Annotated in this window: 24 protein-coding genes; 9 read left to right on the top strand and 15 right to left on the bottom strand. The window is 71.6% G+C overall.

Translation table 11 applies throughout. The features are described from left to right. Positions 1-39 precede the first annotated feature (39 nt). On the top strand, positions 40-789 hold the full coding sequence (locus tag INP57_RS09490; protein WP_200069732.1) for a sugar isomerase domain-containing protein: 750 nt from the start codon (positions 40-42) through the stop codon (positions 787-789). 69 nt (positions 790-858) lie between these two features. Here the strand turns inward: INP57_RS09490 and INP57_RS09495 are convergent, their stop codons facing one another. The 4 genes from INP57_RS09495 to INP57_RS09510 form a co-directional block, all read right to left on the bottom strand. Further along, complete coding sequence (locus tag INP57_RS09495; protein ID WP_233627192.1) at positions 859-1,653, bottom strand: enoyl-CoA hydratase/isomerase family protein; 795 nt, start codon at positions 1,651-1,653, stop codon at positions 859-861. 108 nt (positions 1,654-1,761) lie between these two features. After that, positions 1,762-1,971 (bottom strand): helix-turn-helix domain-containing protein, encoded by a 210-nt coding sequence (locus INP57_RS09500; RefSeq protein ID WP_200069734.1) that lies wholly within the window; start codon positions 1,969-1,971, stop codon positions 1,762-1,764. Between the two features lie 329 nt (positions 1,972-2,300). Then, positions 2,301-3,929 carry an ABC-F family ATP-binding cassette domain-containing protein gene (locus INP57_RS09505; protein WP_200069735.1) on the bottom strand — a complete coding sequence of 543 codons (1,629 nt, stop codon included), beginning with the start codon at positions 3,927-3,929 and terminating at the stop codon, positions 2,301-2,303. Between the two features lie 269 nt (positions 3,930-4,198). Next, entirely contained in the window at positions 4,199-4,876 is a 678-nt protein-coding gene (locus INP57_RS09510; RefSeq protein ID WP_200069914.1) for an acVLRF1 family peptidyl-tRNA hydrolase, read from the bottom strand. 150 nt (positions 4,877-5,026) lie between these two features. Between INP57_RS09510 and INP57_RS09515 the strand changes: the two genes are divergently transcribed. Beyond that, complete coding sequence (locus tag INP57_RS09515) at positions 5,027-6,367, top strand: MFS transporter (protein WP_200069736.1); 1,341 nt, start codon at positions 5,027-5,029, stop codon at positions 6,365-6,367. Between the two features lie 115 nt (positions 6,368-6,482). On the opposite strand, the gene INP57_RS09520 is transcribed toward INP57_RS09515, so the two are convergent. After that, positions 6,483-8,054, bottom strand: a complete 1,572-nt coding sequence (locus INP57_RS09520) for a deoxyguanosinetriphosphate triphosphohydrolase family protein (protein ID WP_200069737.1) — start codon at positions 8,052-8,054, stop codon at positions 6,483-6,485. Between the two features lie 122 nt (positions 8,055-8,176). Between INP57_RS09520 and INP57_RS09525 the strand changes: the two genes are divergently transcribed. Together INP57_RS09525 and INP57_RS09530 are read left to right on the top strand one after the other, a co-directional pair. Next, on the top strand, positions 8,177-9,388 hold the full coding sequence (locus INP57_RS09525; protein WP_200069738.1) for a lycopene cyclase family protein: 1,212 nt from the start codon (positions 8,177-8,179) through the stop codon (positions 9,386-9,388). Between the two features lie 259 nt (positions 9,389-9,647). After that, positions 9,648-11,840 (top strand): GGDEF domain-containing protein, encoded by a 2,193-nt coding sequence (locus tag INP57_RS09530; protein ID WP_200069739.1) that lies wholly within the window; start codon positions 9,648-9,650, stop codon positions 11,838-11,840. Positions 11,841-11,919: 79 nt separating this feature from the next. Here INP57_RS09530 and INP57_RS09535 read toward each other — a convergent pair whose 3' ends face one another. The 7 genes from INP57_RS09535 to INP57_RS09565 are packed head-to-tail and all read right to left on the bottom strand — an operon-like array spanning position 11,920 to position 18,458. Then, positions 11,920-12,366, bottom strand: a complete 447-nt coding sequence (locus INP57_RS09535; RefSeq protein WP_200069740.1) for a metal-sulfur cluster assembly factor — start codon at positions 12,364-12,366, stop codon at positions 11,920-11,922. After that, positions 12,363-12,824 (bottom strand): Fe-S cluster assembly sulfur transfer protein SufU, encoded by a 462-nt coding sequence (gene sufU, locus INP57_RS09540; protein WP_200069741.1) that lies wholly within the window; start codon positions 12,822-12,824, stop codon positions 12,363-12,365. The genes INP57_RS09535 and sufU overlap by 4 nt, the downstream gene beginning before the upstream one ends. A 15-nt stretch (positions 12,825-12,839) precedes the next feature. Further along, positions 12,840-14,135, bottom strand: a complete 1,296-nt coding sequence (locus INP57_RS09545; protein WP_200069742.1) for a cysteine desulfurase — start codon at positions 14,133-14,135, stop codon at positions 12,840-12,842. Continuing rightward, on the bottom strand, positions 14,132-14,899 hold the full coding sequence (gene sufC, locus INP57_RS09550; RefSeq protein WP_200069743.1) for a Fe-S cluster assembly ATPase SufC: 768 nt from the start codon (positions 14,897-14,899) through the stop codon (positions 14,132-14,134). The genes INP57_RS09545 and sufC overlap by 4 nt, the downstream gene beginning before the upstream one ends. A 48-nt stretch (positions 14,900-14,947) precedes the next feature. Continuing rightward, on the bottom strand, positions 14,948-16,138 hold the full coding sequence (gene sufD / locus INP57_RS09555; RefSeq protein WP_200069744.1) for a Fe-S cluster assembly protein SufD: 1,191 nt from the start codon (positions 16,136-16,138) through the stop codon (positions 14,948-14,950). After that, a complete protein-coding gene (sufB, locus tag INP57_RS09560) occupies positions 16,138-17,598 on the bottom strand; it encodes a Fe-S cluster assembly protein SufB (RefSeq protein ID WP_200069745.1) in 1,461 nt (486 codons plus the stop codon). The genes sufD and sufB overlap by 1 nt, the downstream gene beginning before the upstream one ends. Further along, complete coding sequence (locus INP57_RS09565; RefSeq protein WP_200069746.1) at positions 17,595-18,458, bottom strand: helix-turn-helix transcriptional regulator; 864 nt, start codon at positions 18,456-18,458, stop codon at positions 17,595-17,597. The genes sufB and INP57_RS09565 overlap by 4 nt, the downstream gene beginning before the upstream one ends. A gap of 261 nt (positions 18,459-18,719) precedes the next feature. Between INP57_RS09565 and mptB the strand changes: the two genes are divergently transcribed. The 5 genes from mptB to INP57_RS09590 all read left to right on the top strand — a co-directional run bounded on the left by mptB (position 18,720) and on the right by INP57_RS09590 (position 24,496). After that, positions 18,720-20,573 carry a polyprenol phosphomannose-dependent alpha 1,6 mannosyltransferase MptB gene (gene mptB / locus INP57_RS09570; RefSeq protein ID WP_307849984.1) on the top strand — a complete coding sequence of 618 codons (1,854 nt, stop codon included), beginning with the start codon at positions 18,720-18,722 and terminating at the stop codon, positions 20,571-20,573. Positions 20,574-20,740: 167 nt separating this feature from the next. Further along, a complete protein-coding gene (locus INP57_RS09575; protein WP_200069915.1) occupies positions 20,741-21,652 on the top strand; it encodes an ABC transporter ATP-binding protein in 912 nt (303 codons plus the stop codon). Next, entirely contained in the window at positions 21,649-22,485 is an 837-nt protein-coding gene (locus INP57_RS09580) for an ABC transporter permease (protein ID WP_307849985.1), read from the top strand. The genes INP57_RS09575 and INP57_RS09580 overlap by 4 nt, the downstream gene beginning before the upstream one ends. A 35-nt stretch (positions 22,486-22,520) precedes the next feature. After that, positions 22,521-23,408 (top strand): SCO6745 family protein, encoded by an 888-nt coding sequence (locus INP57_RS09585; protein WP_200069747.1) that lies wholly within the window; start codon positions 22,521-22,523, stop codon positions 23,406-23,408. Positions 23,409-23,542: 134 nt separating this feature from the next. Then, positions 23,543-24,496: a COX15/CtaA family protein gene (locus INP57_RS09590; protein WP_200069917.1), complete on the top strand. Its 954-nt coding sequence runs from the start codon at positions 23,543-23,545 to the stop codon at positions 24,494-24,496. A 77-nt stretch (positions 24,497-24,573) separates the two neighbouring features. Here the strand turns inward: INP57_RS09590 and INP57_RS09595 are convergent, their stop codons facing one another. The 3 genes from INP57_RS09595 to INP57_RS09605 all read right to left on the bottom strand — a co-directional run bounded on the left by INP57_RS09595 (position 24,574) and on the right by INP57_RS09605 (position 26,378). Next, a complete protein-coding gene (locus INP57_RS09595; protein ID WP_200069748.1) occupies positions 24,574-25,068 on the bottom strand; it encodes a GbsR/MarR family transcriptional regulator in 495 nt (164 codons plus the stop codon). Positions 25,069-25,182: 114 nt separating this feature from the next. After that, positions 25,183-26,064: an ATP-grasp domain-containing protein gene (locus tag INP57_RS09600; RefSeq protein ID WP_307849986.1), complete on the bottom strand. Its 882-nt coding sequence runs from the start codon at positions 26,062-26,064 to the stop codon at positions 25,183-25,185. After that, positions 26,064-26,378, bottom strand: coding sequence for a hypothetical protein (locus INP57_RS09605; RefSeq protein WP_200069749.1), 315 nt, complete (start codon positions 26,376-26,378; stop codon positions 26,064-26,066). Before INP57_RS09605 ends, INP57_RS09600 begins: the two co-directional genes overlap by 1 nt. Positions 26,379-26,441 lie beyond the last annotated feature (63 nt).

The raw sequence follows: 26,441 nt of genomic DNA on the forward strand, positions 1-26,441 counted from the left end.
CCAGCGGTGTTCGCGCCATCGACCCGAGGAGCAGTGCCCATGTCCGAAGTTCTCGGCAGCCAGCCCGCGCCGCCGCACGCCGAAGCCACCCTCGAGCACCTGCGCGGAGTCGGTGCGCGCAACGCCACCGCGCTCGCCGAAGCCGCGGACGCGCTGCTGACCTGCCTGCGCGCGGACGGCCTGGTGTGCACCGCCGGGGCCGGGCACTCGCTGGCCGGAGTCATGGAGTCCTTCTACCGCGCAGGCGGACTGGCGGCCGTGCGCCCGCTCTACCGCCCCGACCTGCTCCCGCTGCACGGCGCCGTGGCTTCCACCGGCACCGAGCGCACCAGCGGCCTGGCCGCAACCATGCTCGCCGACGCGGAGTTCCGCGGCGGCCAGGACGCCTTGGTGGTCTTCTCCAACTCGGGCGTCAACCCGTACCCGGTGGAACTGGCCGTGACCGCGGCGGGCGCGGGATCCACCGTCATCGCGGTGACTTCCCCGGCCGCGAGCGCCGACGCCCCCAAGCGGGCGGGCACCACCCTGGCCGAGCAAGCGCACATCGTGCTGGACACCCGAACCCCCGGTGGAGACGCCAGCTACCCGCCCCGAGACCCGGTCACCGCGCCGCTGTCCTCGCTGGCGAACGCCTACCTGTGGAACCTGCTGCTGGTCCGGCTGCACGACTCCGCGCAGCGCGCCGGACTCGAGCTGCCGGTGTGGCGCAGCGCGAACACCGTCGGCGGCGACGACGCCAACGCCGCGAACCTGCGCCACTACGGCGCCCGCGTCCCCGGCCTCACCTGATGTGCCTCCCGACCCGGGCACGAAAGACCGGGCCCGACCCGAAGGTCGAGCCCGGTCCGGGCGATTCGCTCAGTTCGCTTCGAGCGCGCCTGCCAGCTCCGTGATCCGCCGGATCTGCGCCGCCCGCTCCGCGGCGAGCTGCTGCTCCGGGTCCACCGCCTCGTCGGCCTGCGCCAGCAAGGCCAGCGTCTCGCGCACCGCGCCTTCCGGCGGGGTGCTGACCGCCTCGGCGAGCTGATCGACCGCGGCGTCCAGCCCTTCGACGGGCACCACCGAGTTCGCCAAGCCCATCCGCAGGGCTTCCTCGGCACCAACCTCCCGGCCGGCCGCACAGATCTCGACCGCGCGGGCGTAACCGATCGCGCGCACCAGCGGCAACGTCCCACCCAGATCCGGCACCAGGCCCAACCCGGTCTCGGCCATCCGCAACCGCGCGTCCTCGGTGAGCACCCGCAGGTCGCAGGCCAGCGCGAGCTGGAACCCGGCGCCGATGGCGTGGCCTTGCACGGCCGCGATCGTCACCCGGTCGGGTTCCCGCAGCCAGCTGAAGCCCTGCTGGAACCCGGCGATCTCGGCGTCGGCCTCTTCGGTGGGGCGCTGCCCCAGTCCGATCAGGCCGGGCGCCCCGTCCACGTCCTCGGACCCGAACAACCTGCGGTCCAGCCCGGCGGAGAACGCGCGCCCCCGCGCGCGCACCACGACGACCCGCACTCCCGGGTCGAGGGACTGGCCGATCTCGCGCAGCGCCGCCCACGTCAACGGAGTCTGCGCATTGAGCTTGTCCGGGCGGTCGAGCGTGATGGTGGCGCGCCGCCCCTGAACCGTGAGCCCCACACCGCCACGGTCCAGGAGGTCGGCGTCCATCCTCGACTGCTGCAAACGGGCCTCCATCAGTTCTGCGTCGACCGGGCGGAACCGAACGGTACCCGCCGGCCGGAAAGGAACCGCAACGAACCGATCATGCCCGCTGCCTCACTTCTTCTTCGAACGCGTCGCACCCCCGCGGCCGCGCAGTTGCACGCCCGATTCGCTGAGCACCCGGTGCACGAACCCGTAGGACCGGCCGGTCGCCTCAGCCAGGGCGCGGATGCTGGCTCCCTTCTCGTACTTCTTCTTAAGGTCACTGGCAAGCTTGTCCCGTGCGCTTCCGGTGATTCGCGCACCCTTCTTCAGGTCAGCCACAGTGTCCCCGCCTTCCCTCCGAACAGGTCGGGCCGCTCGCGACCCCTGTCGTCGCAATGATCGAACAGGACGGCCGTAAACGCCAGGCGATCATGCAAAAAGATCGCCCAACGGTCGAGATCAGCCCACGGCGATCACCGGAATGCGCTCACCTGTTCGGACTAACTCAGCCGCGACATCCGGCGGTGAGCCGCCTAGCCGCCGGAGTTCTTCGCAGGTCAGGGCGTTTCGATGCGCCGAGCCGGGCATGATTGGTCGTAACGGGTGTTCGCGCCACCGGAGCAGCGGTCGTCACGCCGCGTACGGCCCAGGGTGGGAAAAACCACTCGTCAGGCGAGTTGCACTAGCTCCATGTAGTCCTCGGACCAGTGGTCCTCAGTCCCGTCGGGCAACAGGATCACCCGTTCCGGCTCGAGCGCTTCGACCGCGCCGGGATCGTGCGTCACCAGGACCACCGCTCCGGTGAAACTGCGCAACGCGTCGAGCACCTGCTCGCGACTGGCCGGGTCCAGGTTGTTCGTCGGCTCGTCGAGCAGCAGCACGTTCGCCGCGCTGGAGACGAGCCCGGCCAGCGCCAGCCGGGTCTTCTCCCCGCCGGAGAGCGTGCCCGCGGGCTGCTGGAGCTGTTCACCGCGGAACAGGAACGCGCCGAGCAGCGTGCGCAGCTGCTGCTCCGGGGTGTCCGGGGCCGCGCTGCGGATGTTCTCCCACACGGTCGCGTCGTGGTCGAGGGTTTCGTGCTCCTGCGCGTAGTAGCCGACGCGCAGCCCGTGGCCGGGCACCATCTCGCCGGCGTCGGACTCCTCCATGTGGCCGAGCAGCCGCAGCAACGTGGTCTTGCCCGCGCCGTTGAGCCCGAGCACCACGACCCGGGAGCCGCGGTCGACGGCGAGATCGACGCCGGTGAAGATCTCCAGCGAGCCGTAGGACTTGGACAGCCCGCGGGCGGTCAGCGGCGTCTTGCCGCAGGAGGCCGGTTCCGGGAAGCGGATCTTGGCGACCTTGTCGTCGGCCTGTTCCTCTTCCAGGTCGTTGACCATCTTCTCGGCGCGGCGGGCCATGTTCTGCGCGGCGACGGCCTTGGTGGCCTTGGCCCGCATCTTGTCGGCCTGCGCCATGAGCGTGGACGCCTTCTTCTCGGCGTTGGCGCGTTCCCGGCGGCGGCGCTTCTCGTCGGCGGCGCGCGCTTCCTGATAGCGCTTCCAGTCCATGTTGTAGACGTCGGCCTCGCCGCGGACCGCGTCCAGGAACCACACCTTGTTCACCACGTCGCCGAGCAGCTCGACGTCGTGGCTGATCACGACGAGGCCGCCGTCGTGGTTGCGGAGGAACTCGCGCAGCCAGTTGATCGAATCCGCGTCGAGGTGGTTGGTCGGCTCGTCCAGCAGCAGCGTCGTCGCCGAACCGCCACCGGGGCCCGCCTCCGCGGCGGCGAACAGGATCCGGGCCAGCTCGACCCGGCGGCGCTGGCCACCGGAGAGCGTGCTCAGCGGTTGGGTCAGCACCCGGTCCGGCAGCCCCAGGTTCGAGCAGATCCGGCCCGCTTCGCTCTCGGCGCCGTACCCGCCGCGCGCGGCGAAGCGCTCCTCGAGCTTGCCGTAGCGGTCGATGGCCTTGTCCCGCTGCCGGTCGTCGGCGAGTTCGGCCATCGCGGTCTGCGCCTTCTCCATGTCGCGCAGGATCCGGTCCAGGCCGCGCGCGGAGAGCACCCGGTCCTTGGCCGCGACCGAGAGGTCGCCTTCCCGCGGGTCCTGCGGCAGGTAACCCGTTTCGCCGCTGCGCACCAGCTCACCGGCGTAGGGATCACCCTCGCCCGCGAGCACGCGCAGCGTCGTGGTCTTGCCCGCACCGTTGCGACCGACCAGGCCGATGCGGTCGCCGGGCTGGACGCGCAGGTTCGCACCGGACAGCAGGATGCGCGAACCAGCGCGCAGTTCCAGGGAAGTGGCAGAGATCAACGAAAACTCCGGAGGCTAGTGGTCGAGCGAGATCGCGAAAACGCCCATCGCCGGTACGACCGGGCCGATGGGCTGTAAGGGGCGCCGCTAGTCGGCGGACACCATCAGGCAGTACTCCCGCGGGTGGGATCGCCGTCGCACGGCGTGCCGCGGGATCGCGTGCTTGCTCACCACGTCGACCAGTGTAACGGCCGGACTACCGGGTCAGGCGTGCACTCCGGCACTGAGCGTCACCGGGCGGGCCCGGCAGGCCAGGGCCACGGGGTAGATCAGGGAGCCGGATCGTGGATCTCGACCTCCACCGAGATCGCGCGGACCGCCGCATCGTCGAGCACCGAACGGCGCGGCTCGGCGACGTCGAGCACGCCGGGTTCGGCCGCGGCGAGCAGCTCGCGCAGCCGCGGATCCGCGCGCAGCGCGTCCAACGCCTTGCCGTCCCCGCCGAGGATCACGGCGTCGAGCCGCTCGCGTTCCGGCAGCAGCACCCGTGCGGCGTCGTCGGCGGCGGACTCCAGGGAACGGCGCGCCTGGCCCTCGCGGCGGCGCGCGAATCGTTGCTGCGACTGCCCGCCCGCCTTGTTCCGGCCGTGCACCAGGTGCCGATCGGTCGAGGAAACCTCGATCACGCCGCCACGGGCGATGCCCACGCTGTGCGCGCCCAGGCGCACCAGCACCAGCCCGACCCGGCGCGTCCGCGACACGTGCTCGACCAGCGCTGACACCGCCAGGCCGGATTGCTCGCCGTGCGGTCCGGCCAGCTCGCCGAACGGGACGGTCACCGCGGCCGTGGCGCCGTCGGCGGCGGCCACTTCGACGCGGCGCGGGCCGAGAACGGTGCGCAGCGCGCCACCGTGCCCGTCGGCGAACCGCTCGAACCAGCCCGCCAGGCGGTCGGGAGCGATCCGCACCGCGCGGCCGCCTCCGGACAATTGCCTGCCTCGCATCAGCCCATCCCAGCACGACCGGCCGCACCGGATCCGCCGCCGGTGCCTGGATTTTTCGATTCGCCCCTTGTCGGCGTGGCGGCCGGTGATTAGCGTGCTGCGAACCTTACAGCGTTAGTTATTTGGACCACACATCCGAAGGGTGCGTTCGCGATGGCTGTTCCCCCGAGCAACGCTGGTTCCCCCAGCGGCACCGGCCCGGGCAACGCCCGCAGGGTGGCGTTCGCCAGCCTCATCGGCACGACGATCGAATGGTTCGACTTCTTCATCTACGGCACCGCCGCCGCGCTGGTGTTCAACGAGCTGTTCTTCCCCGAGTTCGCCCCGATGGTCGGCACCATCGCATCGTTCGCGACCTTCGCCATCGGATTCGTCGCCCGGCCGCTGGGCGGAGTGCTGTTCGCGCACTTCGGCGATCGGCGCGGGCGCAAACCCGTGCTGGTCACCTCGCTGCTGCTGATGGGCGTGGCCACGGTGCTGATCGGAGCGCTGCCCGGCTACGACTCGATCGGCGTGTGGGCGCCGCTGCTGCTGACCGCGCTGCGGTTCGCGCAGGGCCTCGGCGTCGGCGGCGAATGGGGCGGTGCGGCGCTGATGGCGGTGGAGCACGCACCGCAGAACCGGCGCGGCTTCTACGGCAGCTGGCCGCAGATCGGGGTGCCCGCGGGCCTGCTGCTGGGCAACCTCACCTTCTCGGTTCTTTCCGCGAACCTGACCGACGCGCAGTTCGTGGCGTGGGGCTGGCGCATCCCGTTCCTGTGCAGCGCGCTGCTGATCGGGCTCGGCCTGCTCATCCGGCTCAAGATCAGTGAGAGCCCGGTGTTCCAGGAGGCCGCCCGCGAGCAGGCGCAGCACACCCGCACACCCGTGCTCGACGTGCTGCGCGAGCACCCGCGGACCGTCGCGCTCGCCGCGGGTTCGTTCCTGGCCACGAACGCGACCTTCTACGTCGGCACCACCTGGGTCGTCAGCTACGCCACCACGTCGCTCGACTACGAGCGCACGTCGATCCTGAACGCGAACGCGCTGCTGAGCTTCCTGGACATTCCGCTGATGCTGGCCTTCGGGCTGCTGTCCGACCGGATCGGGCGGCGCGGCATGTCGCTGGCCGGGATGGCCGGGCTCGCGGTGTTCGCGGTGCCGTACTTCCTGCTGGTGGACAGCCGGTCGATCGTGCTGTTCCTGCTCGGCGGGATCGTGGTGCAGGCGTGCCGGACCGCGGTGTACGGGCCGCAGTCGGCGTTCTACTCGGAGCTGTTCAGCACCCGGTTCCGCTACAGCGGTGCGTCGTTGAGCTATCAGCTCGCGGCCATCCTCGGCGGCGGCCTGGCGCCGATGATCTGCACGGCGCTGTACGGCTGGACCGGCTCGTCGATGGCGATCGCCGGTTACGTCGTGGTGCTGTGCGCGATCTCGTTCGGCTCCAGCTACCTGCTGGCCGAGACCTACCGGAAGGGTCTGTCGGAGTCCGGGACCACTCGAACCGCGGTGTGAGCGAATCGGACCTTTTCCGAAGGGTTTGCGTGCCGGAACCTCAGCGGCTCCGCTGGTGACAGGAGTGCTACCCCGTGGGCGCCGCGGCTGTTCATGCGGCCACGGCGCCCGCCGCTCACAGCACGAACGTGTCGGACCACAGTTGAGTGGTCCGTCCGGACAACGCCTCCAAGAGCGCGGCGGCCTGGTCGTCGGTGAGCGAAGCGACGAAGTCGATCACCGCCCGGCCCCGCGCCCAGCGCTCCAGGTCTTGCGCGCCGATCGGCTCGCCGCCGAGCGCGGCCGGGTCCTCGGCGCGGACCGCCTGGAACTCCGCGCTCGCCCGCTCGAACAGGTCGCGCAGCCGGTGCGGCAGCCTGGCCTCCTCGCTGCGGTCGATCAGCCACGAGTCCAGCGCCTCCACCAGCTTGCTCACCAGCCGGTCCTGGCCGCGCTGGTGCAGCGCCAGGTCGGGGCGCTGCAGCACGAACCGGCGGTGCACGAACTTCAGCACCTGCACCTCGTGCCACTGCTCGGTGGCCAGCGCGACGTGCCCGGAGCGCACCGTCGGGGTCTCCTCCAGCCGCACGCCGTCGACCAGCCGCCGGGTCCACTCGCCGGAGAACGCCGCCACCGCCTGCTCGGCCTGCTGGGAACGGTCGAACGGCACTTGCAGCAGCTTCGTCACCAGGTCCGAGACGACCTTCTTCACCGCGTGCACGAAGGCGTCGTCGGAGGCGATCCACGAGTCCTTGGCGTGCAACCGGCGGCGCAGCAGCTCCAACGACCGGCCCGGCCGGTGCTCGGCGGCGGCCAGCTCGCCGTCGGTGCGCCCGGCCAGCTCCACGGCGTGCCCGAGCCACTCGGTGAGCTCGTGCGAAACCGTGGTGTGCTGCAGGATCCCGACGCGGTGGAAGTCCTCCAGGTCGTGGATGGCGTAGGCGATGTCGTCGGCGGTGTCCATCACCGAGGCTTCCACCGTCTGCTGCCAGCTCTCCAGCCTGCCGCGGAACGCCGCGCGGGACTCCCGCATGTCGTCGAGCTCGGTGATGTAGCAGGAGAACTTCGCCGAACCGGTACCGGGCGCGTCGTCCGGTTCCGAGGCACCGCGCGGCGGCACGCGCAGCTCGCGCGGGTGCGGTGACGGGCGGTGCAACCGCGTCCACGGGTACTTCAGCAGCGCGGCGCGGACCGCTGCGGTCAGGTCCAGCCCGTCCCCGGAGCGCTCCGGGTCGCCGCGCACGTCGATCGCGCTGACGATCCGGAACGACTGCGCGTTGCCCTCGAACCCGTCGCGCAGCCCGAACCGCTGCCGTGCCAGCCGGTCCAGCACCCGCTCACCGAGGTGCCCGAACGGCGGGTGCCCGAGATCGTGGCCGAGCCCGGCGGCCTCGACCACGTCCAGGTCGCAGCCGCCGAGCTTGTCCAGCACCGCGCCCGCCGTCGAGTCGGCCAGCAGCCGCTCGCCGATCGCCCGCGCCACCTGCGCCACCTTCAGGCTGTGGGTGAGCCGGTTGTGCAGCAGCAGACCGGACCCGCTGGGGCTGATCACCTGGGTGACCCCGCCCAGCCGCGAGAAGAACGCCGAGCTCGACACCCGGTCGCGGTCCGCGCGGAACGGGCTGGCCGCCAGGTCCGGCGAAGGCCGGACCGGACCGGTGCGGTCGCTGCGACGGGTGGTGCGTTCGACTGGGCTGTCGGTGTCCATGCCCCGCACGCTAGCTGTCCGGTCGCAGGCGGAGCTGCCGCGGACCGGCTCCAGCGGCGTCCGCGAACAGCTCGGCGAGCCGTCGGCGGCCGGACGGCGGGAACCGCGCCCGTCGTGATCTGATGCTCGACGTGGTGGACGTGCTCATCGTGGGGGCCGGCCCGGCGGGCCGGGCGGTCGCCGCGGCGTGCAGCGACACCGGCCTCGACGTGAGCGTGGTGGCACCGGCGCCGCGCAACGTCTGGCCGCACACCTACGGCTCCTGGCTGGACGAACTTCCCACCTCGGTGCCGCGTTCCGCGCTGGCCGCGGTCACCCCGGTGATGCGCGCGATCGGCACGACCGAGCACGAGCTCGACCGGGCATACGCCGTGCTGGACAACACGGCGCTGTGGAAGCACCTGTGGCGTTCCGACGTCGAGGAGGTCACCGGCCGGGTGGTGGCCGCCGAGCACGGTCCGACCGGTTCGACGGTGCGGCTCAAGGACGGCAGGCGGCTGGCCGCGGCGACCGTCGTCGATGCCAGCGGTGCCGCGCGGGTGCTGTCCGGCGGGCGTCCGGCGCGGACTCCCGCGCAGCAGACCGCGGTGGGGGTGGTGCTCGACGCGGCAGCGGCGGAACCGCTGTGCCCACCGGGGGCCGGAGTGTTCATGGACTGGCGCGCCGCGCCCGACACCAAGGGCGGCTGGCCGACCTTCCTGTACTGCGTCCGCCTCGGCGGCGACCAAGTGCTGCTGGAAGAGACCTCGCTGGCCCGGCGGCCCGCGCTGCCGCTGACCCTGCTGCGCAAGCGCCTGCACGGGCGGCTGGAGGCGGCGGGCATCACCGCGCCCGGCAACGCACCCGAGGAGCGGGTCCGCTTCCCCGTCGACGACCCGCTGCCCCGGCCCGGCCGCGTGGTGTCGTTCGGCGCGTCCGGCGGGCTGGTGCACCCGGCGAGCGGGTTCAGCGTCGCCAGCGCGCTGCGGCACGCCCCGTGGGTCGCCGCTGCGCTCAGCGCCGGACTGCCCGCCGGATCCGCCGCCGCTGCCAAAGCGGCCTGGTCGGTCCTGTGGCCCCCGCGCGCCGCGGCCACGCACGCATTGCGCAGGCGCGCGCTGCGCTCGCTGCTGCAGTTCCCGCCCGAGCTGGTACCGGAGTTCTTCGAAGTCTTCTTCTCCCTGGACGAGCAGCAGCAAGCGGCGTTCCTGGCCGCCGACCACGACCCGGCGGGCACGGTCGCGACGATGAGCGCGCTGTTCCGGCGGGCACCCTGGCCGATCCGGCGGCGGCTGATCGCGGGCGGCTTCGGCCCGGGCTGGGGCGACGCTCAGCACGGCTTCGGCGGAAGCTGACCCGCGCTGCGCCGATCTGCGGTACACGTTTACACCGCCCGCAGCAGGGCGACTACCTGCGGGAACCGCTCGGCAACGCGGTCCGGTGCAACCGGCGAACGGTCCTGCGCTGCTGTGTTGGTGCCCACAGCGGCGGCGCGGGATGGGTGCTGGTGGCGTGCGAGTCGCGCTAGGTTGTGCTGCGGCAACCCTGTCGCCCTCGGACGAGGAGCAGCTGAGATGTCGGTGAACAGGTCGTGAATCCGCTCGATGGAGCACCATGAGTGCAGGCAACATCGACGGCGTGCTCGCGCTGGCGAACGGAGTGCGCTTCGCGTTCCAGCCCATGATCAACGTCAAGACCGGTGGGATCGTGGCGGTGGAAGCGCTCGCCCGGCCCACCGCCGGAAGCGTGCATGATCTGTTCCGGGAGGCCGCGCGCGAGCGCAAGCTCACCGAGCTGGACGTGGCGCTGGCCTGCTCGGCACTGGGCGCGGCGGCCGAGCACGAGACGCTGCTGCCGCTGCACCTGAACCTGTTCGGCGGCACGGTCACGCACGACCTGTCCCGGCTGGACGAGCTCCGCGAGCGGCTGCGGGAAGTGGGCCGCCGGGAACACGAGATCACCTTGGAGATCGGCCCGCCGTTCGCCCGGCTCGACCCCGAACAGCTGCTGCACGGGGTGCGGTCGCTGCGCGCGGAAGGCTTCCAGATCGCGATGGACGGGGTCGGCCAGGGCGACGTCCCGCTGACCCTGATCGCCGACATGGACCCGGGCACGGTGAAGCTGGACCGGGGCGTGCTCGACGACCTGCCGGACTCGCAGCCGCGGCAGGCGGTGCTGGAGTCGGTTCGGCACCTGTGCGAGGCGACCGGTTCCGACCTGATCGCCGAAGGCGTCGAGAACGACCGGCAGCTCAGCGTGCTGCGGCGCAACGGAGTGCGGCTGGTGCAGGGCAACCTGCTCGCCCCGCCCGCACGGCGGCCCCCGACGACGATCACGGTGCCCGGGGTGGCCGCCGAGGTCACCGACCCGACCGGGCAGCCGCGCAACACCCTGGCCGCCGGCCCGCGAGTCACCGAGTTCCTGTCGCCTGCCACGCTGCTTTCGGTGGACGCCACCGCCGACACGGTCCGCGGGGTGCTGGCCGACCACTCGGAGATCAGCGGCGTGGTGCTGGTCGACGAGCACAACCGGCCGCAGTTCACCATCGACCGCAACCGCTTCCTGCTCGCGGTCACCGGCCCTTACGGGCACGCGCTGCACGCCAAGCGGCCCGCGTCCCGGCTGGCCGACGAACCCCGCGTGGTCACCACCGCGACCACCGCGATGGAAGCGTTGAGCCTGGTCACCCGCTCCGATCAGTACCGCATGTACGACGACGCGATCGTCGTCGACGAGTCGGGGCGCTGCCTCGGCGCGGTGCGCGCCGGGCACCTCATCCGCGGTATGGCGGACCTGAAGGTGGAGGAGGCCGCCGCGCTCAACCCGCTGACCCGGCTGCCCGGCAGCGACGCCATCGCCCGCGACGTGACCCGGCGGATCGCCGCCGGTGAGGTGTTCGGGGTGAGCTGGCTGGACATCGACGGGTTCAAGACGGTCAACGACACCGTCGGGTTCTCCGCTGGCGATGACCTGATCCGCGCGATCGGGCGCGGGCTCACCGACGCGTCCACCTCGATGCCTTCGGTTCGGGTGGGTCATGTCGGTGGCGACGACTTCCTGCTGGTCGCCGATCTCGACGACCTCGTGCCGCTCGCCGAGCTGCTGCTGGATCCCGAGCGGGACGCCGGTGGCGTGCCGGTGAGCCTCTCGCTGGCCACGCTGGTGTGCACGCAGAGCACGGTGACCAGCTACGACGAGGTGTCCCGGCTGCTGGCCCCGCTCAAGCGGGAGGCCAAGGCGCTGAGCGGCTCGAGCTGGGTGATGTCCCGGCCCGGGTCGCAGCACGTGGACGTGCTGCGCGGCAAGGGCGCTGCGCAGGGCCCGGGCGGGCGAAGCCCGGCGCAGCGCCCGGACGCCGAGCGCGAAGCCGTCCAGCAAACCGCCCGCAACGCGCAGGACGCCGTTGCGAACGCGGCCGGGAACGATGCGGGTCGAGCCGCTGCGCCGGACGGCACGCGCGGTGCTCCCGGCGCTGCGAACCACGCGGATCGTCCGCAGCCGTCCAGCGCACCGCCCGCCGCGAAGCCGGGGCCGCAGTCCTCCATGCCGGACGGGCCCGCTCGTCCACCGTCCGCGCCGGGCGGGAATCCGCACGTACCGCAGCCGCAACCGGGCGGGAATCCGCGGGCGCCGCAGCACGTGCCGTCGAACGCCGTGCCCGCTGCTCAGCCGCCGAACGTGCGCCCAGCGCCGCAGCCACCGGCCGACAGCGCCGGACCGCACTCCGCACCGCCGGGCTTTCCGACGCAGGATCCGGAGGCGATGCCACCGCAGCCGACCGACTCACCTCGCGTGCAGGGCCCCTGAATGAGGCACCGCCCGCACACGACGAACGGCCCCGGCAGCGAGGTGCTGCCGGGGCCGTCGCGTACGGAGTATCGGCCGCTCAGACCGTGAAGCCGAGGGCGCGGAGCTGCTCGCGCCCCTCTTCGGTGATCTTTTCCGGTCCCCACGGCGGCATCCACACCCAGTTGATGCGGAAGTCGTTGACCACACCGCCACCGGGACCGCCGGTGAGCGCGGAACGGGCCTGCTCCTCGATCACGTCGGTCAGCGGGCAGGCCGCGGAAGTCAGGGTCATGTCCAGCGTGGCGCTGTTGTCCTGCTCGACGGTCACGCCGTAGAGCAGGCCGAGGTCGACGATGTTGATGCCCAGCTCGGGGTCCACCACATCGCGCAGCGCCTCTTCGACGTCTTCCACCGCGGCGAGTTCCGCGGCAGGCGCCGGGGTCTCCGGCATGCCTTCCGCGCCGCGCTGCACGTCGGCGCCATCGGACGCACCGTGTACGGCCTCGCCCGTTTCCTTGTCCTGCACCTGGGTTTGGTCGGTCATGACGCTCCCACCTCGTCGACGACGCGCGACACGGCGTCCTTGAAAGCCATCCACCCGAGCAACGCGCACTTCACGCGCGCCGGGTACTTGGCCACCCCGGCGAACGCGATGCCGTCCTCCAGGACGTCCTCGTCGGGCTCAACCTGCCCGCGGCCCTGCATGAGCTCGCTGAACGCGGTCTCCTTGCCCATCGCCTCCTTGACCGGCTTGCCGACCACCAGGTCGGTGAGCACCGACGTGGAAGCCTGGCTGATCGAACAGCCCTGCCCGTCGTAGGAGACGTCCTCGATGATCGCGTCGGGGCCGCTGCCGGTCAACCGCACCCGCAGCGTCACCTCGTCCCCGCAGACCGGGTTGACCTGGAAGGACTCCGCGTCGAACGGGTCCCGCAGGCCAGTGCGGTGCGGGTTGCGGTAGTGGTCCAGGATGATCTCCTGGTACATCTGCTCGAGCTGCATCACACGTCCTTCAGTTCACGCGACACCGAAGAAACGCTGAGCCTCCCGCACAGCTTCCCCGAGCGCGGCGACCTCGTCCAGATCGTTGTACAGGTAGAAGCTCGCCCGCACCGTGGCCGGAATCCGGAACGACCGGTGCAGCGGCCACGCGCAGTGGTGGCCGACGCGAACCTCGACGCCCTGGCCGTCCATCACCTGGCCCGCGTCGTGCGGGTGCACCCCGTCGAGCACGAACGACACCGTGGCGCCGCGGTCCTCGGTGCTGTTGGGGCCGATGATGCGCACCCCGTCGATCCCGGACAGTTCCTCCAGCGCCGCCGCGGCGAGCTTCTTCTCGTGCGCGGCGATGCGCTCCATGCCCACCACCGACAGGTAGTCCACGGCCGCGCCGAGCCCGATGGCCTGCGAAGTCATCGGCACGCCCGCCTCGAACCGCTGCGGCGGCTCGGAGAACGTGGAGTGGTCGATGTAGACCATCTCGATCATCGACCCGCCGGTGAGGAACGGCGGCATCGAGCGCAGCAGCTCGTTGCGGCCGTAGAGCACCCCGATGCCGGACGGGCCGAGCATCTTGTGCCCGGAGAAGACCGCGAAGTCCACGTCCAGCGCGGCGAAGTCCACCGGCGAGTGCGGCACCGACTGGCAGGCGTCCAGCACCACCAGCGCGTCCACCTGGTGCGCCCGCGCGACGATCCGCTCCAGCGGGTTCACCGTGCCGAGCACGTTGGACTGGTGCGAGACCGCGACGACCTTGGCCCGCTCGGTGATCACATCGTCCACATCGGACAGATCCAGCCTGCCGTCCGCGGTGACGCCGAACCAGCGCAACGTCGCCCCGGTGCGCTGGCACAGCTGCTGCCACGGCACCAGGTTGGCGTGGTGCTCCATCTCGGTCACCACGACCTCGTCGCCGGGGCCGATGCGGAACCGCTCCGCCTCGGGCCCCGAGGTGCCCGCGTTGCTCATCGCGTAGGCGACCAGGTTGATCCCCTCGGTGGCGTTCTTGGTGAACACCACCTCGTCGATCCCGGCGCCGACCAGCCGCGCGATCTTGGCGCGGGCCTCCTCGTAGGCGTCCGTGGCCTCCTCAGCGAGCTGGTGCGCACCGCGGTGCACGGCCGCGTTGGAGGTCTCCAGGAAGGACCGCTCCGCGTCCAGCACCTGGCGCGGACGCTGCGAGGTCGCACCCGAATCCAGGTAGACCAGGCTGCGGTCGTCGCGGATGGTGCGACCGAGGATCGGGAAGTCCGACCGGATCGCCGCGACGTCCAGCGGGGCCGCACCGGCGTGGGTGAGAGGCTGAGCGGTCATGACTGCGAAGCCGCCTCCTTCGTGAACCGCACGTAGCCGTTGCGCTCCAGTTCCTCGGCCAGCTCCGGGCCGCCGGACTCGACGACCTTGCCGCCCGCGAACACGTGCACGTAGTGCGGCTGGACGTGGTTGAGGATGCGGGAGTAGTGCGTGATCAGCAGCACTCCCTTGTCACCCTTCTCGACGTAGCTGTTGACGCCCTCGGACACCACGCGCAGCGCGTCGACGTCCAGGCCGGAGTCGGTCTCGTCGAGGATCGCGAACTTCGGGTCCAGCAGGTCCAGCTGCAGGATCTCGTGCCGCTTCTTCTCGCCGCCGGAGAAGCCCTCGTTGACGCTGCGCTCGGCGAACGACGGGTCGATGTCCAGGCTGCTCATCGCCTGCTTGACCTCTTTGACCCAGTGCCGGATCTGCGGGGCCTCACCGCGGACCGAGCCGGCCGCGCTGCGCAGGAAGTTCGACATCGAAACGCCCGGCACCTCGACCGGGTACTGCATGGCGAGGAACAGGCCCGCGCGGGCGCGCTCGTCCACGCTCATCTCCAGCACGTCCTCGCCGTCGAGCAGCACCTGACCGGAGTCGATCCGGTACTTGGGGTGCCCGGCGATGGCGTAGGCCAGTGTCGACTTGCCGGAGCCGTTCGGGCCCATGATGGCGTGGATCTCGCCGGAGCGGACCGTGAGGTTCACGCCGTTGAGGATCGGCTTGGCGCCCTCGTCGGTGACGACGGAGCCGTGCAGGTCCTTGATCTCCAGGGTGGCCATTGTGCGTTGTTCTCCTGGTGTGTGAGGAAAGTCGAGTAGGGGTGGCGCTCAGGCGCCGACGACGGCCAGCTCGGCCTCGATCGCGGCCTCCAGCCGCTCGCGGACCTCCGGCACGGTGATCTTCTGCAGGATCTCGCCGAAGAAGCCGCGCACCACGAGCCTGCGGGCCTGGTCCTCCGGGATGCCGCGGGACTGCAGGTAGAACAACTGCTCGTCGTCGAACCGGCCGATGGCGCTGGCGTGCCCGGCGCCTTCGATCTCCCCGGTCTCGATCTCCAGGTTCGGCACCGAGTCGGCGCGGGCGCCCTCGGTCAGCACCAGGTTCCGGTTCAGCTCGAAGGTCTCGGTGGCTTCGGCCGCCGCGCGGATCAGCACGTCACCGATCCACACCGTGTGCGCGGAATCGCCCTGCAGCGCGCCCTTGTAGAGCACGTTGCTGCGGCAGTTCGCCTCGGCGTGGTCGACCAGCATCCGGTGCTCCAGGTGCTGGCCCTCGTCGGCGAAGTACAGCCCCAGCAGCTCGGCGTCGCCGCCCTTGTCGCCGTAGGTCACGGTGGTGTTGACCCGCACCAGGTCGCCGCCGAGGGTCACCGCCAGGTGCCGGAACACCGCGTCCCGGCCCAGGTAGGCGTGCTCGGAGCTGACCTGGGTGGCGTCGTCGGCCCAGTCGTGCACGGACACGATCGACAGCCGCGCGGAGTCGTCCACGACGAACTCGATGTTCTCGCCCAGCACACCGGAGCCGCGGTAGTCGACCACCACGACGGCGTCGGCGAACCGCTCGGCGCGGATCTGGATGTGCCCGTAGGCCGTCCGCCCGACGCCGGGGCCGTGCACGACGATGCTGACCGGGCCTTCCGGGCGCACCTCCTTGGGCACGGTGACGACCGTGGCCTGCTCGAACGAGCTCCACGCCTGCGCGGCGATCCGGTCGGCGGGCACGCCGCCGTTGCCGATGCGCTCGTCGTCGCGGCCAACGGTCTCCACGGTGACCTCGGAGCCGGCCTCGACCTCGACACCGATCTCGCCGGTGGCCTCGGCGGTGCCGTCGTGCAGGCCCTTGAGCCGCTTGACCGGCGTGAACCGCCAGTCCTCCTCGCGGCCGCCGGGAACCTCGAAGGCATCGACGTCGTAGGAGGTGAACCGCTGCCCGCGGGAGGACTGCGGGATCACAGTCCCCCCGTGGGAGTGCTCGCTCAGGCCGTGCTGGGCGTCGTCGGTACTGGTGGTGCTCGTCATCAGCCGACGGCCCCTTCCATCTGCAGCTCGATCAGGCGGTTCAGTTCCAGCGCGTATTCCATCGGCAGCTCGCGCGCGATCGGCTCGACGAAGCCGCGCACGATCATCGCCATCGCCTCGTCCTCGGTCAGCCCGCGCTGCATCAGGTAGAACAGCTGGTCGTCGCTGACCTTGGAGACGGTGGCCTCGTGGCCCATGGACACGTCGTCGACGCGCACGTCGACGTAGGGGTACGTGTCGGAGCGGCTGATGGTGTCCACCAGCAACGCGTCGCACTTGACGTTGGACGAGGAGTGGTTGGCGCGCTTGGCGACCTTCACCAGACCCCGGTAGGAAGTGCGGCCGCCGCCCCTGGCGATCGACTTGGACACGATCGACGAGGACGTGTGCGGAGCCATGTGCTCCATCTTCGCGCCCGCGTCCTGGTGCTGGCTCTCACCGGCGAAGGCCACCGAGAGCACCTCGCCCTTGGCGTGCTCGCCCATCAGGAACACCGACGGGTACTTCATGGTCACCTTGGAGCCGAGGTTGCCGTCGACCCACTCCATGGTCGCGCCCTCTTCGGCCTTGGCCCGCTTGGTGACCAGGTTGTAGACGTTGTTCGACCAGTTCTGGATCGTGGTGTAGCGGCAGCGCGCGTTCTTCTTGACCACGATCTCCACGACCGCCGAGTGCAGCGAGTCGCTGGAGTAGATCGGCGCGGTGCAGCCCTCGACGTAGTGCACGTAGGCACCCTCGTCGACCACGATCAGCGTCCGCTCGAACTGGCCCATGTTCTCGGTGTTGATCCGGAAGTAGGCCTGCAGCGGGATGTCCACGTGCACGCCCTTCGGCACGTAGATGAACGAGCCGCCGGACCACACCGCGGTGTTCAGCGCGGAGAACTTGTTGTCCCCGGCCGGGATGACCGAGCCGAAGTACTCCTTGAAGATCTCCGGGTGCTCGCGCAGGGCGGTGTCGGTGTCCAGGAACTGGACGCCCTTCTCCTCCAGGTCCTCGCGGATCTTGTGGTAGACCACCTCGGACTCGTACTGCGCGGCGACACCGGCGACCAGCCGCTGCTTCTCCGCTTCCGGGATGCCCAGCTTGTCGTAGGTGTTCTTGATGTCCTCGGGCAGGTCCTCCCAGGTCTGGGCCTGCTCCTCGGTGGAACGCACGAAGTACTTGATCTGCTCGAAGTCGATGCCGGACAGATCGGCGCCCCAGTTCGGCATCGGCTTGCGCTCGAACAGCCGCAGCGCCTTGAGCCGCGCTTCGAGCATCCACTCGGGCTCGTCCTTCTTGGCCGAGATCTCCCGGACGACGTCCTCGTTGAGCCCGCGGCGGGCGGACTCACCGGCGGCGTCGGAGTCGGCCCAGCCGTATTCGTAGTTGCCCAGGGTGGCGAGGGTCTCTTCTTGGCTGAGCTGGCCAGTGTTCGACACCGTGGTGGGTGTGCGCTGCTCGGCAGCGGCAGTCATACGGACTCCCCTCCGTCAGGAATCGGGGCGGTCTGCTCCCCCGCCGGTCGCCGACCGGCCGCGGGTGCTTGGTCGGTTGTGGCCGGTCCGGGGGCGACCTCGTCGGTCTCCGCACCGGTCCCGGTCGTTCGCGCGTTCCGCGTGAGCGGTACGTGCGTCGTGCATGCCGCATCGCCGTTGGCGATGGTGGCCAACCGCTGCACGTGGGTGCCGAGGACTTCGGCGAACGCCGCCGTCTCGGCCTCGCACAACTGCGGGAAGTCCGCAGCGACGTGCGCCACCGGGCAGTGGTGCTGGCAGAGCTGCTCACCGGAGGCGACGCTGCGCGTCGAGGCAGCGTAGCCCTCGCGAGTCAGTGCACCGGCAAGGACCTCGGCCCGCTCGGCCGGAGTCCGGGCGGCGGCCAGCGCCTCCCGGTGGTGTTCGACGAGTGCGGCGATCCGCTGTTCGGCGAACGACCGCACCGCCTGCTCACCGTCCGATTCGGCGATGAACCGCAACGCCGCCACGGCCAGGTCGTCGTAGGCGTGCCCGAACCTGGCCCTGCCGACCTCGGTCAGCAGGTACAGCTTGGCGGGCCTGCCCCGGCCGCGGCGTTGCCGTGCCGAGGACTCCCTGGTGTAAGCCTCGCCCTCGGCGACCAGTGCGTCGAGGTGCCTGCGCACCGCGACGGCGCTGATCCCGAGCGCTTCGGCCACCGCAGCCGCGGTGATCGGCCCCCGCTCCAGCAGGAGGCGGGCGACCGAGTGCCGGGTGCCGCCGTCTCCGGACTGCGCGGCCGCACCCGGGGCGGTGGCGCCCTGAGCGGACTGCCCGGAGTTCGGCGCCACAGCCTGGGAAGGCGTTCCGGCGTTTTTCACAACACTGATGTTACCTATTTCGTCCAGCCACGCCAGAGCCAGCCCCGGCAGGTGATTCGGCTCACTCCTGTTCGCGGCTGCGCTGCGTGTTCGCCACCGCAGCGAGCATCCCGCGTTCGGCTTCCCAGCCGTTGCGCTTCGGCACCGGTCCGGCACCCGGCGGAATCGGTTGAGCCGCACGCACGACGCCGCGGGGCGCACGGCCCGGTGAAAACCGAGCCTCGACAGCCGCGACCAGCGCAACCTCTAAGCTCAGGCGTCGTGGCGGCAGGCGATACCAACGGTGCCGGGGCCGCGGACCCGGCCACCGGCACCGACCAGCAGACGGCCCGGCGCCCGGAAGGCGCGCGCACCGGCGACCCGGAGAACCCGCGGGCCGACCGGCGGGCGCAGGCGCACGGCGACGGCTCGGCGCAGGGTGAGTCGGTGGACGAGCAGTTCGGCGACCCGGAACGGCACGGCGCCACCGAAGCCTCGCGGCGACAGCAGGGCTCCGGCCGCGGGGAAGACGCCGGCTCCGAGAAGGACTCCGGCCGCGAGGAAGATCCTGGCCGCGACCAGCGAGCGGGCACCGGGCACGGCGGCACCGAAGGCAGCGACGGCGATCCGGAGCCGCTTGCCGCGCCGGAACGCAGGCAGCTCGACCTGGTGCGCCGCTTCGGCACCGCAGGCTCGCTGGTGCTGGCCTTCGGCGCCGTCGGGGCGGGCGCCGCGCCGGTGAACAACCCGCTCATCGGAGTGCGCCTGCTCGGCCTGCCCGCTCGGATCCCGACGGTGGCGATGGCCTGCGCGTGGCTCGGGATGCTCATGATCGTCACCGCGTGGCTGTGGCTGGGCAAGCTGTCCTGGCCCGGCCGGGCGCGCATGATCACCCGCACCCAGCTGGACCGCACGGTCGTGATGTGGGGCCTGCCGCTGGCGATCGCGCCGCCGCTGTTCAGCACCGACATGTACACCTACCTCGGGCAGAACGCGGTGGCCGCCAGCGGCGTGAACCCTTACACGCTCGGGCCTTCCGCGGCGCTGGGCGTGGAGCACCCGCTGGTCGCCAACGTGCCGAACATCTGGCGCGACACGCCTTCGCCGTACGGCCCGCTGTTCCTCATGGTCGGCCAGCACCTCGCCCGGGTGATCGGGACCGACGTGGTGTTCGGCGTGCTGCTGTGGCGCGCGGTCATGATCGCCGGGCTGATGCTGGCGATCTGGGCGATCCCGCGGCTGGCGGTGCGCTGCGGGGTGCATCCGGTGGCCGCGCTGTGGCTCTCGGCGGCCAACCCGATCACGCTGTTCCACGTGATCAGCGGTGCGCACAACGAGGCGCTGCTGGTCGGGATCATGTTCGCCGCGATCGAACTGGGGCTGCGCTGGCGCCGCCCGCTGGGCGTGGCCGCGACCGCGGTGCTGCTGACCATCGGCGGCGCGATCAAACCGCCCGGATTCATCGCGCTCGGGTTCTTCGGCGTCTACGTCGCCCGCAGGCGCGGCGGGCGGTTCCGCGACCTGGTGATCGTCGCCGCCGGCCTGCTGGCGGTGTTCCTGGCCACCATGGCGGTGATCACGGTCGCCAGCGGCTGGGGCCTGGGCTGGATCGACACCTTCGACGTGCCGAACCGGATCAAGACGTGGCTGGCACCGATGACCGCGTTCGGCATGACCGGCGGTGGGCTCGGGATGCTGCTGGGGCTGGGCAACCACACCGACTCGATGCTGGTCATCACGAAGCTGATCGGCTACGCGGTGACCGGGGTCGTGTGCCTGCGGCTGCTGTGGCTGTCGTTCAAGGGCCGCGTCGAGCCGCTGACCGCGCTGGGCATCACGCTGGGCACGCTGGCGGTGTTCGGGCCGGTGCTGCACCCCTGGTACCTGCTGTGGATGGTGATCCCGCTGGCGTTGTCCACGAACAACACCCGGTTCCGGATCACCGCGGCGGCGATCTGCGCGGTGGTGGCGCTGCTGGTGGCGCCGACCGGTACGGCTTATGTGCTGCGTGCGTACCAGATCCCGCTCGCCGTGATCGCCTCGTTGATCGCGTTCGCCGTGCTGCTGTGGTTCATGCGCGGGAAGGTGCCGCGGCTGCTACCGACCCGGAGGGGTGCGCGCCCGGTCACGTCATAGGCTTGGAGGTCGTGAACGAAGCCGCGAGCACCCCAACCGGCCGCCCAGTGCCGAACGGCGCGGTCCAGGACGACGCGGTCCGAGACGGGGCGGTCCGAGACGGGGCGGCCCAGGACGGTCCGGGGGATCAGGAGGCGGCCGAGGGCGCGCCGCAGCACTCCCCGGCGCTGGAGGTGCGGGGGCTGACCAAGAGCTTCGGCGACACCGTGGCCGTGGCCGGGCTGGACCTGTGCATGGCGCGCGGCAGCGTGCTCGCACTGCTCGGCCCGAACGGTGCGGGCAAGACCACCACGGTCGAGATCTGCGAAGGCTTCCAGCGCCCGGACGGCGGGACCGTGCGGGTGCTGGGCATGGACCCCGCCGCCCAGGGCGAGCGGTTGCGGCCGCGGATCGGCGTGATGCCGCAGGGCGGCGGCGCCTACCCGGGCGTGCGCGCCGCGGAGATGCTCCGGCTGATCGCCTCCTGCGCCGCCGACCCGATCGATCCGGACTGGTTGCTGGACACGCTCGGGCTCGCCGCGGCGGGGCGAACCCCGTACAAGCGGCTCTCCGGCGGTCAGCAGCAGCGGTTGTCACTGGCCTGCGCCCTGGTCGGGCGCCCGGAGCTGGTGTTCCTGGACGAACCGACCGCCGGGCTGGACCCGCAGGCCCGCAGGCTCGTGTGGGACCTGGTGGCGGCGTTGCGCCGCGACGGCGTGGGGGTGCTGCTGACCACGCACCTGATGGACGAGGCCGAAGCGCTGGCCGACCGCGTCGTGATCGTCGATCACGGCCGCGCCGTCGCCGACGGCACCGCGGCGGAGCTGACCGCCGATCCGCAGGGCAGGCAGGAGCTGTGGTTCCGCTCCGAAACGGCGCTGGACCTGGACCTGCTGCTGGCGGCGCTGCCGGAGGACTACGAGGCCACCGAGGTCCGCTCCGGGCAATACGTGGTGCGCGGCTGCATCGACCCGCAGGTGGTCTCCACCGTGACCTCCTGGTGCGCCCGGCACGGAGTGCTGGCCAACGAGCTGCGGGTCAGCAAGCGGAGCCTGGAGGACGTGTTCCTCGACCTGACCGGACGGGAGTTGCGCTCGTGAGCCGAAACTCGCCTGCGGAGACGGCGTCGAACACTGCCGCGGACGCGCCGCGGCCCGGTGAGCGCTTCCCGGCGGGCACCTTCACCCCGGCGCCGGGCAGGGGCCGGGCGCTGCGGATGCTGGCCGCGCACACCCGCGTCGAGGCGCTGCTGATCGTGCGCCACGGCGAGCAGGCGCTGCTGACCCTGATCATCCCGATGGCGCTGCTGATCGGACTGAGCACGCTGCACATCGGCACCGTGCCGGAACCGCGGGTGGACTCCGTCGCACCGCGGGTGCTGGCGCTGGCGGTGATGTCGACCGCGTTCACCGGGCAGGCGATCGCGTTGGGCTTCGACCGCCGCTACGGGGTGCTCAAGCGGCTTTCGGCGACCGCGTTGCCGCGCTGGACGCTGATCTCCGGCCGGGTGCTGGCGACGCTGCTGGTGGTGGCGTTGCAGGCGGTGCTGCTCGGGATCACGGCGGTGTGCCTCGGCTGGACGCCGCACCTGCTGGGCCTGATCGGCGGGATTCCGCTGCTGGTGCTGGGCACGATCGCGTTCGGCGCCGCGGGCGTGCTGGTCGGTGGCGCGTTCCGGGCCGAGATCGTGCTGGCGCTGGCCAACGCGATCTGGTTCGTGCTGCTGCTGGCGGGCGGGCTGGCGCTGCCTGCGGGCGACCTGCCGGGACCGGTCGGGGCGATCGCGGGTCTGCTGCCGTCCGGCGCGCTGGCCGCGGCACTGGAACGGACCGTCGAGCACGCCGCGCTGCCGGGTTGGCAGCCGGTTGTGGTGTTGCTGCTTTGGGGCGCGGCCGCCGGGGCGCTGGCGGTCCGCACGACGCGTCTGACCTGATCCGCCGCTCTGTTACCGCGAAGTAGGGTGGCGGCATGACTGAGCCGCGAAACGCCTCCGCGAACGCCGAGTCGGCCCGGCGGTGCCACCGCGCACTGGAGCCGCTGCACGCCAACATCTACTTCTCCCCCGACGCCGACGCGGCGTTCACCGAGCTGGGCCTGCAATCCCGCACGGCGCGCTACTTCGCGGGCCGCGCGGCCCCGATGGGCGCGGTCGGCGCAGGCGTGGTCGCCGCGACGTTCTACAACTTCAACCCCGAGCTGGTCGCCGAGTCGATCCCGCAGGCGTGGTCGGTCGTGCAGCCCTCGGACGTGGTCGCCGCCCGCTTCGGCGCCGCGGACAGCACGCTGCGGCGACTGCTGGGCGAAGACCAGATCCGCTCGGAAGAAGTCGCCGAGGCCGCCGAACTCGCCCGCCGCGCCACCGAGGCGTGCAAGCCGGAAGCCCGCCCGCTCTACGCCGCGCACGCCGACCTGGACTGGCCGGAGCAGCCGCACGTCGCGCTCTGGCACGCGGTCAGCCTGCTGCGCGAGTACCGCGGCGACGGGCACCTGATCGCGCTGCAGTCGGCAGGGCTGTCCGGGCTGCACGCGCTGATCCTGCAGATCACCAGCGGCGAAGGGCTTTCCGAGCAGTTCGCCAAGGCCAGCCGCGGCTGGTCGGACGCGCAGTGGGGCGACGCGCAGGACGTGCTGCGCGCGCAGGGGCTGCTCGACGCGGGCAACGAGCTCACCGACGCGGGCAAGCAGCTGCGGGAGAAGGTCGAGCAGCACACCGACGAGCTGGCGGCGGCGCCGTGGGCGCACCTGGGCGCCGAGGGCACCGAACGGCTCGTCGCGCTCGGCAAGTCGTTGAGCAAGCAGGTCGCACGAGCGGGCGCCTTCCCCGGACACGCCTTCGCGGCAGGCCACCGCGACTGACTGCGGAAGGTTCGCGGCGGGTGCCGGTCGCTCCGCTGGACGCTGCGATCGGCTCCGCCGTTCTCAAGACGACGGCCGCCCGCGGCCGGGTACCTCTCGGCGGTGCGTTCCAGGGCAGCGCCTACGATCGGGCCGTGCCGACGTCGAAACTGGCCAGGGTCCTGAATCCAAGTCACCGCGTGGTGCGCGCACTGGCGCTGGCCGTGCTCGTCACCCAGGCGTTGATCTCGGTGACCGGGTCGGTGGTGCGGGTGACCGGCTCCGGCCTCGGCTGCCCCACGTGGCCGCAGTGCTTCCCCGGCAGCATGGTGCCGATCGAGCACCCGGAGGTCGCCGCGCTGCACCAGGTGATCGAGTTCGGCAACCGCACGCTGACCGGCTTGGTCGGGTTCGTGGCGCTGGCCTGCCTGCTGGCCGCCTGGCGGGTGCGGCCGCGCCGCCCGCGGCTGATCAAGCTCGCGCTGATCATGCCGGTGGGCGTGGTCGCGCAAGCGGTGATCGGCGGCATCACGGTGCTGGTGGACCTGAGCTGGTGGAGCGTGTCGATCCACTTCATGGCCTCGGCGGTGCTGATCTGGCTGGCCGCGTACCTGTTCAAGGCCGCCGGTGAGGGCGACGAGCCCGCGACTCCGGTGCTACCCGGCCGGATGCGCGGCCTGCTGGTGGCGCTGACCGTGATCACGGCCGCGATGCTGTTCGCCGGAACGATGGTGACCGCCGCGGGCCCGCACGCCGGGGACGCCGAGACTCCGCGGTTGGTGCTGCCGGTGGTGACGTTGGTGCAGGTGCACGGGCTGCTGGTGATGGCGTACGTGTGCGTGCTGGCCGTGTTCGGCGTTTGGCTGCGCAGCGCGCGGCCCACCAAGGGCGTGCTGCGCTGCTACATCGCGGCCTGCGTGCTGGTGCTGGCGCAGGGCGCGGTTGGTTCGGCGCAGTACTACTTGGGCGTGCCGGAGGCGATGGTCGTGCTGCACGTCCTCGGCGCGACGCTGGTCATCGCGATCACGGCGCTGCTGTGGAGCGAATCGCGGTACCGCGGGCGGGTCCCCGAGGCTCCGGCGCCCGAGGCCGAGCCCGTCCCGGCCTGAGCCCGCTCCGCGCGTCGGTGAACGACCGTTGCTCCGAATGGATTTGCGCGACGCAGGAGCATCGATTCGATCGGCGGTCAGTAGCGCAGTTTGCGGGGCTGTTCGCGTTCCCAGCGCTGCCACAGCTGCGGCATTTCCCCGGCGAGCCACTGGTAGAACTCGTGCACGGTGCGCAGCCGCCGCGCCCGCTCGCCCTGCCCGCTGAACATCCGCAGCCCGGCGGCGGTGAGCTCCTCCAGCCCGGTGACCCGCTGCATCCGGTGGCGCACCAGCTCCGGCCAGCGGTCCTCCTCCACGCGGTAGAGCGCCGCCTCGCGGCCCTGCCTGGTCGTCTTGGAGATCACGCCGAGCCGCAGCAGCAGCCGCACGTTGGTGCTGACCGAGCCGGTGCTGGCGTTGAGCCCGTGCGAGAGCTCCGCGGCCGTGCGCTCCGGTGGGTCGCAGATCAGCAGGAACGCCAGGATCCGCCCGGCGATCAGCGGCATCCCCTCGGTGGCCTCGAAGTGCGCGGCCATCTGCTCGATCCACTCGGACATCGCGGGGCGTTCGGTGCGCTGCGCATACTCGGTCACTTCAGCCCTCCGGCAGATCAACTTCAAGCGCCGCTGAAAACATAGACTCCGCGAACCGCGATGTCATCCCGACACGCCTCGATCATGCGGAAATGACCTGTTCGCCGCGGTCGCTCAGCCGTTAAGGGCGGCGCGCACCGCGGAGGCGCAGCGGAGCGGCGCGCCCGGATCGGCGTGGCCGAAGCCCAGCGACGGCTCGGTGACCTCCAGCTCCAGCACCAGCGGTGCCCCGTCGTCGCGCCGCACCAGATCGACCCGCGCGTACAGCAGGTCGCAGCGCCGCAGGCCGAGCAGCTCGGCCGCCGCGTCCATCACGTCCTCGGCCACGCTCCGCAGCGCGGCGTCCGGCTCGACCCGCATCCGTTCACCGGCGGAGAGCTCGCCGTCCGAGGACTCGCGCAGCATCGGCCCCTTGACGAAGGCGTGCGAGAACAAGCCGCCGAAGAACACCAGCGCGGTCTCGCCTTCGCGATCGACGACGCGCTGGTACGGCTGCACCAGCACGAGCCCGCCGCCACCGTGCAGCGACTCCAGGTGCTCGGCGGCCGAAGCCAGATCACCCGGCGCGAAGCGGGCGGCCCCGCGGGAACCGGCACCGACCGAGGGCTTGAGCACGAACTCCGCGTCCGGCCAATCCGCCAGGTCCGCGGCGGTGATCCGCTCCCCCGGTTTGAGCAGCCGGGTCGGCACCACCGGCAGCCCGCGCTCGGTGAGATCGGCGAGGTAGCTCTTGTCGGTGTTCCAGCGCGCCACCCGGGCCGGATTCGCCACCGCCGGCAGCGAATCGCACCAGCTCAGGAACTCTTCGCGGCGCTGCGTGTAGTCCCACGGGCTGCGCAGCACCACGAGGTCGGCGCGGGAGAACCCGGCCGCCGGGTCGTCCCACGCGGCCCATTCCGCGCGCACGCCCAACTCGTCCAGCGCTGCGGTCAGCGGGGCGTCGTCGGCGGCCGAAGCGGGCGGGTCCGCGCAGGTCGCCAGCAGTACGAACGGCATCAGCGGGCGCGCGGGCCGGCCATCTTGCGGCGGTGCGCCGGGCCGATCTGCAGCGCGGCGGTGGTCTCGCCGTCCCAGTCGCTGCCGGTCAGCTCGTCGACCGCGGCCACGACGGCTTCACCGGTCGCGACGTCGGCGACCAGCACGTCCCCGAGCGCGCCGTCCTCACCGACGAGGACCAGGCGAGCGCCTGCGTTGCCGAGGTGCTCCACCACGGCCCGGGCGGAACCGCCGTGCTTCCCGGCGAAGTCCTTCGCCGCGGCGACGGCCTTCGGCGGCGCGGTGATCTGCTCGGCGTCGTTGTCGGCTGCCATGCCGGAGATCCTAGACAACGCCGCCGCCGCGGAGGGCGCACCGTTACGCACACCACGATCCTC

The sequence above is a fragment of the Saccharopolyspora galaxeae genome (genome assembly GCF_016526145.1).
GTDB lineage: Bacteria > Actinomycetota > Actinomycetes > Mycobacteriales > Pseudonocardiaceae > Saccharopolyspora_C > Saccharopolyspora_C galaxeae.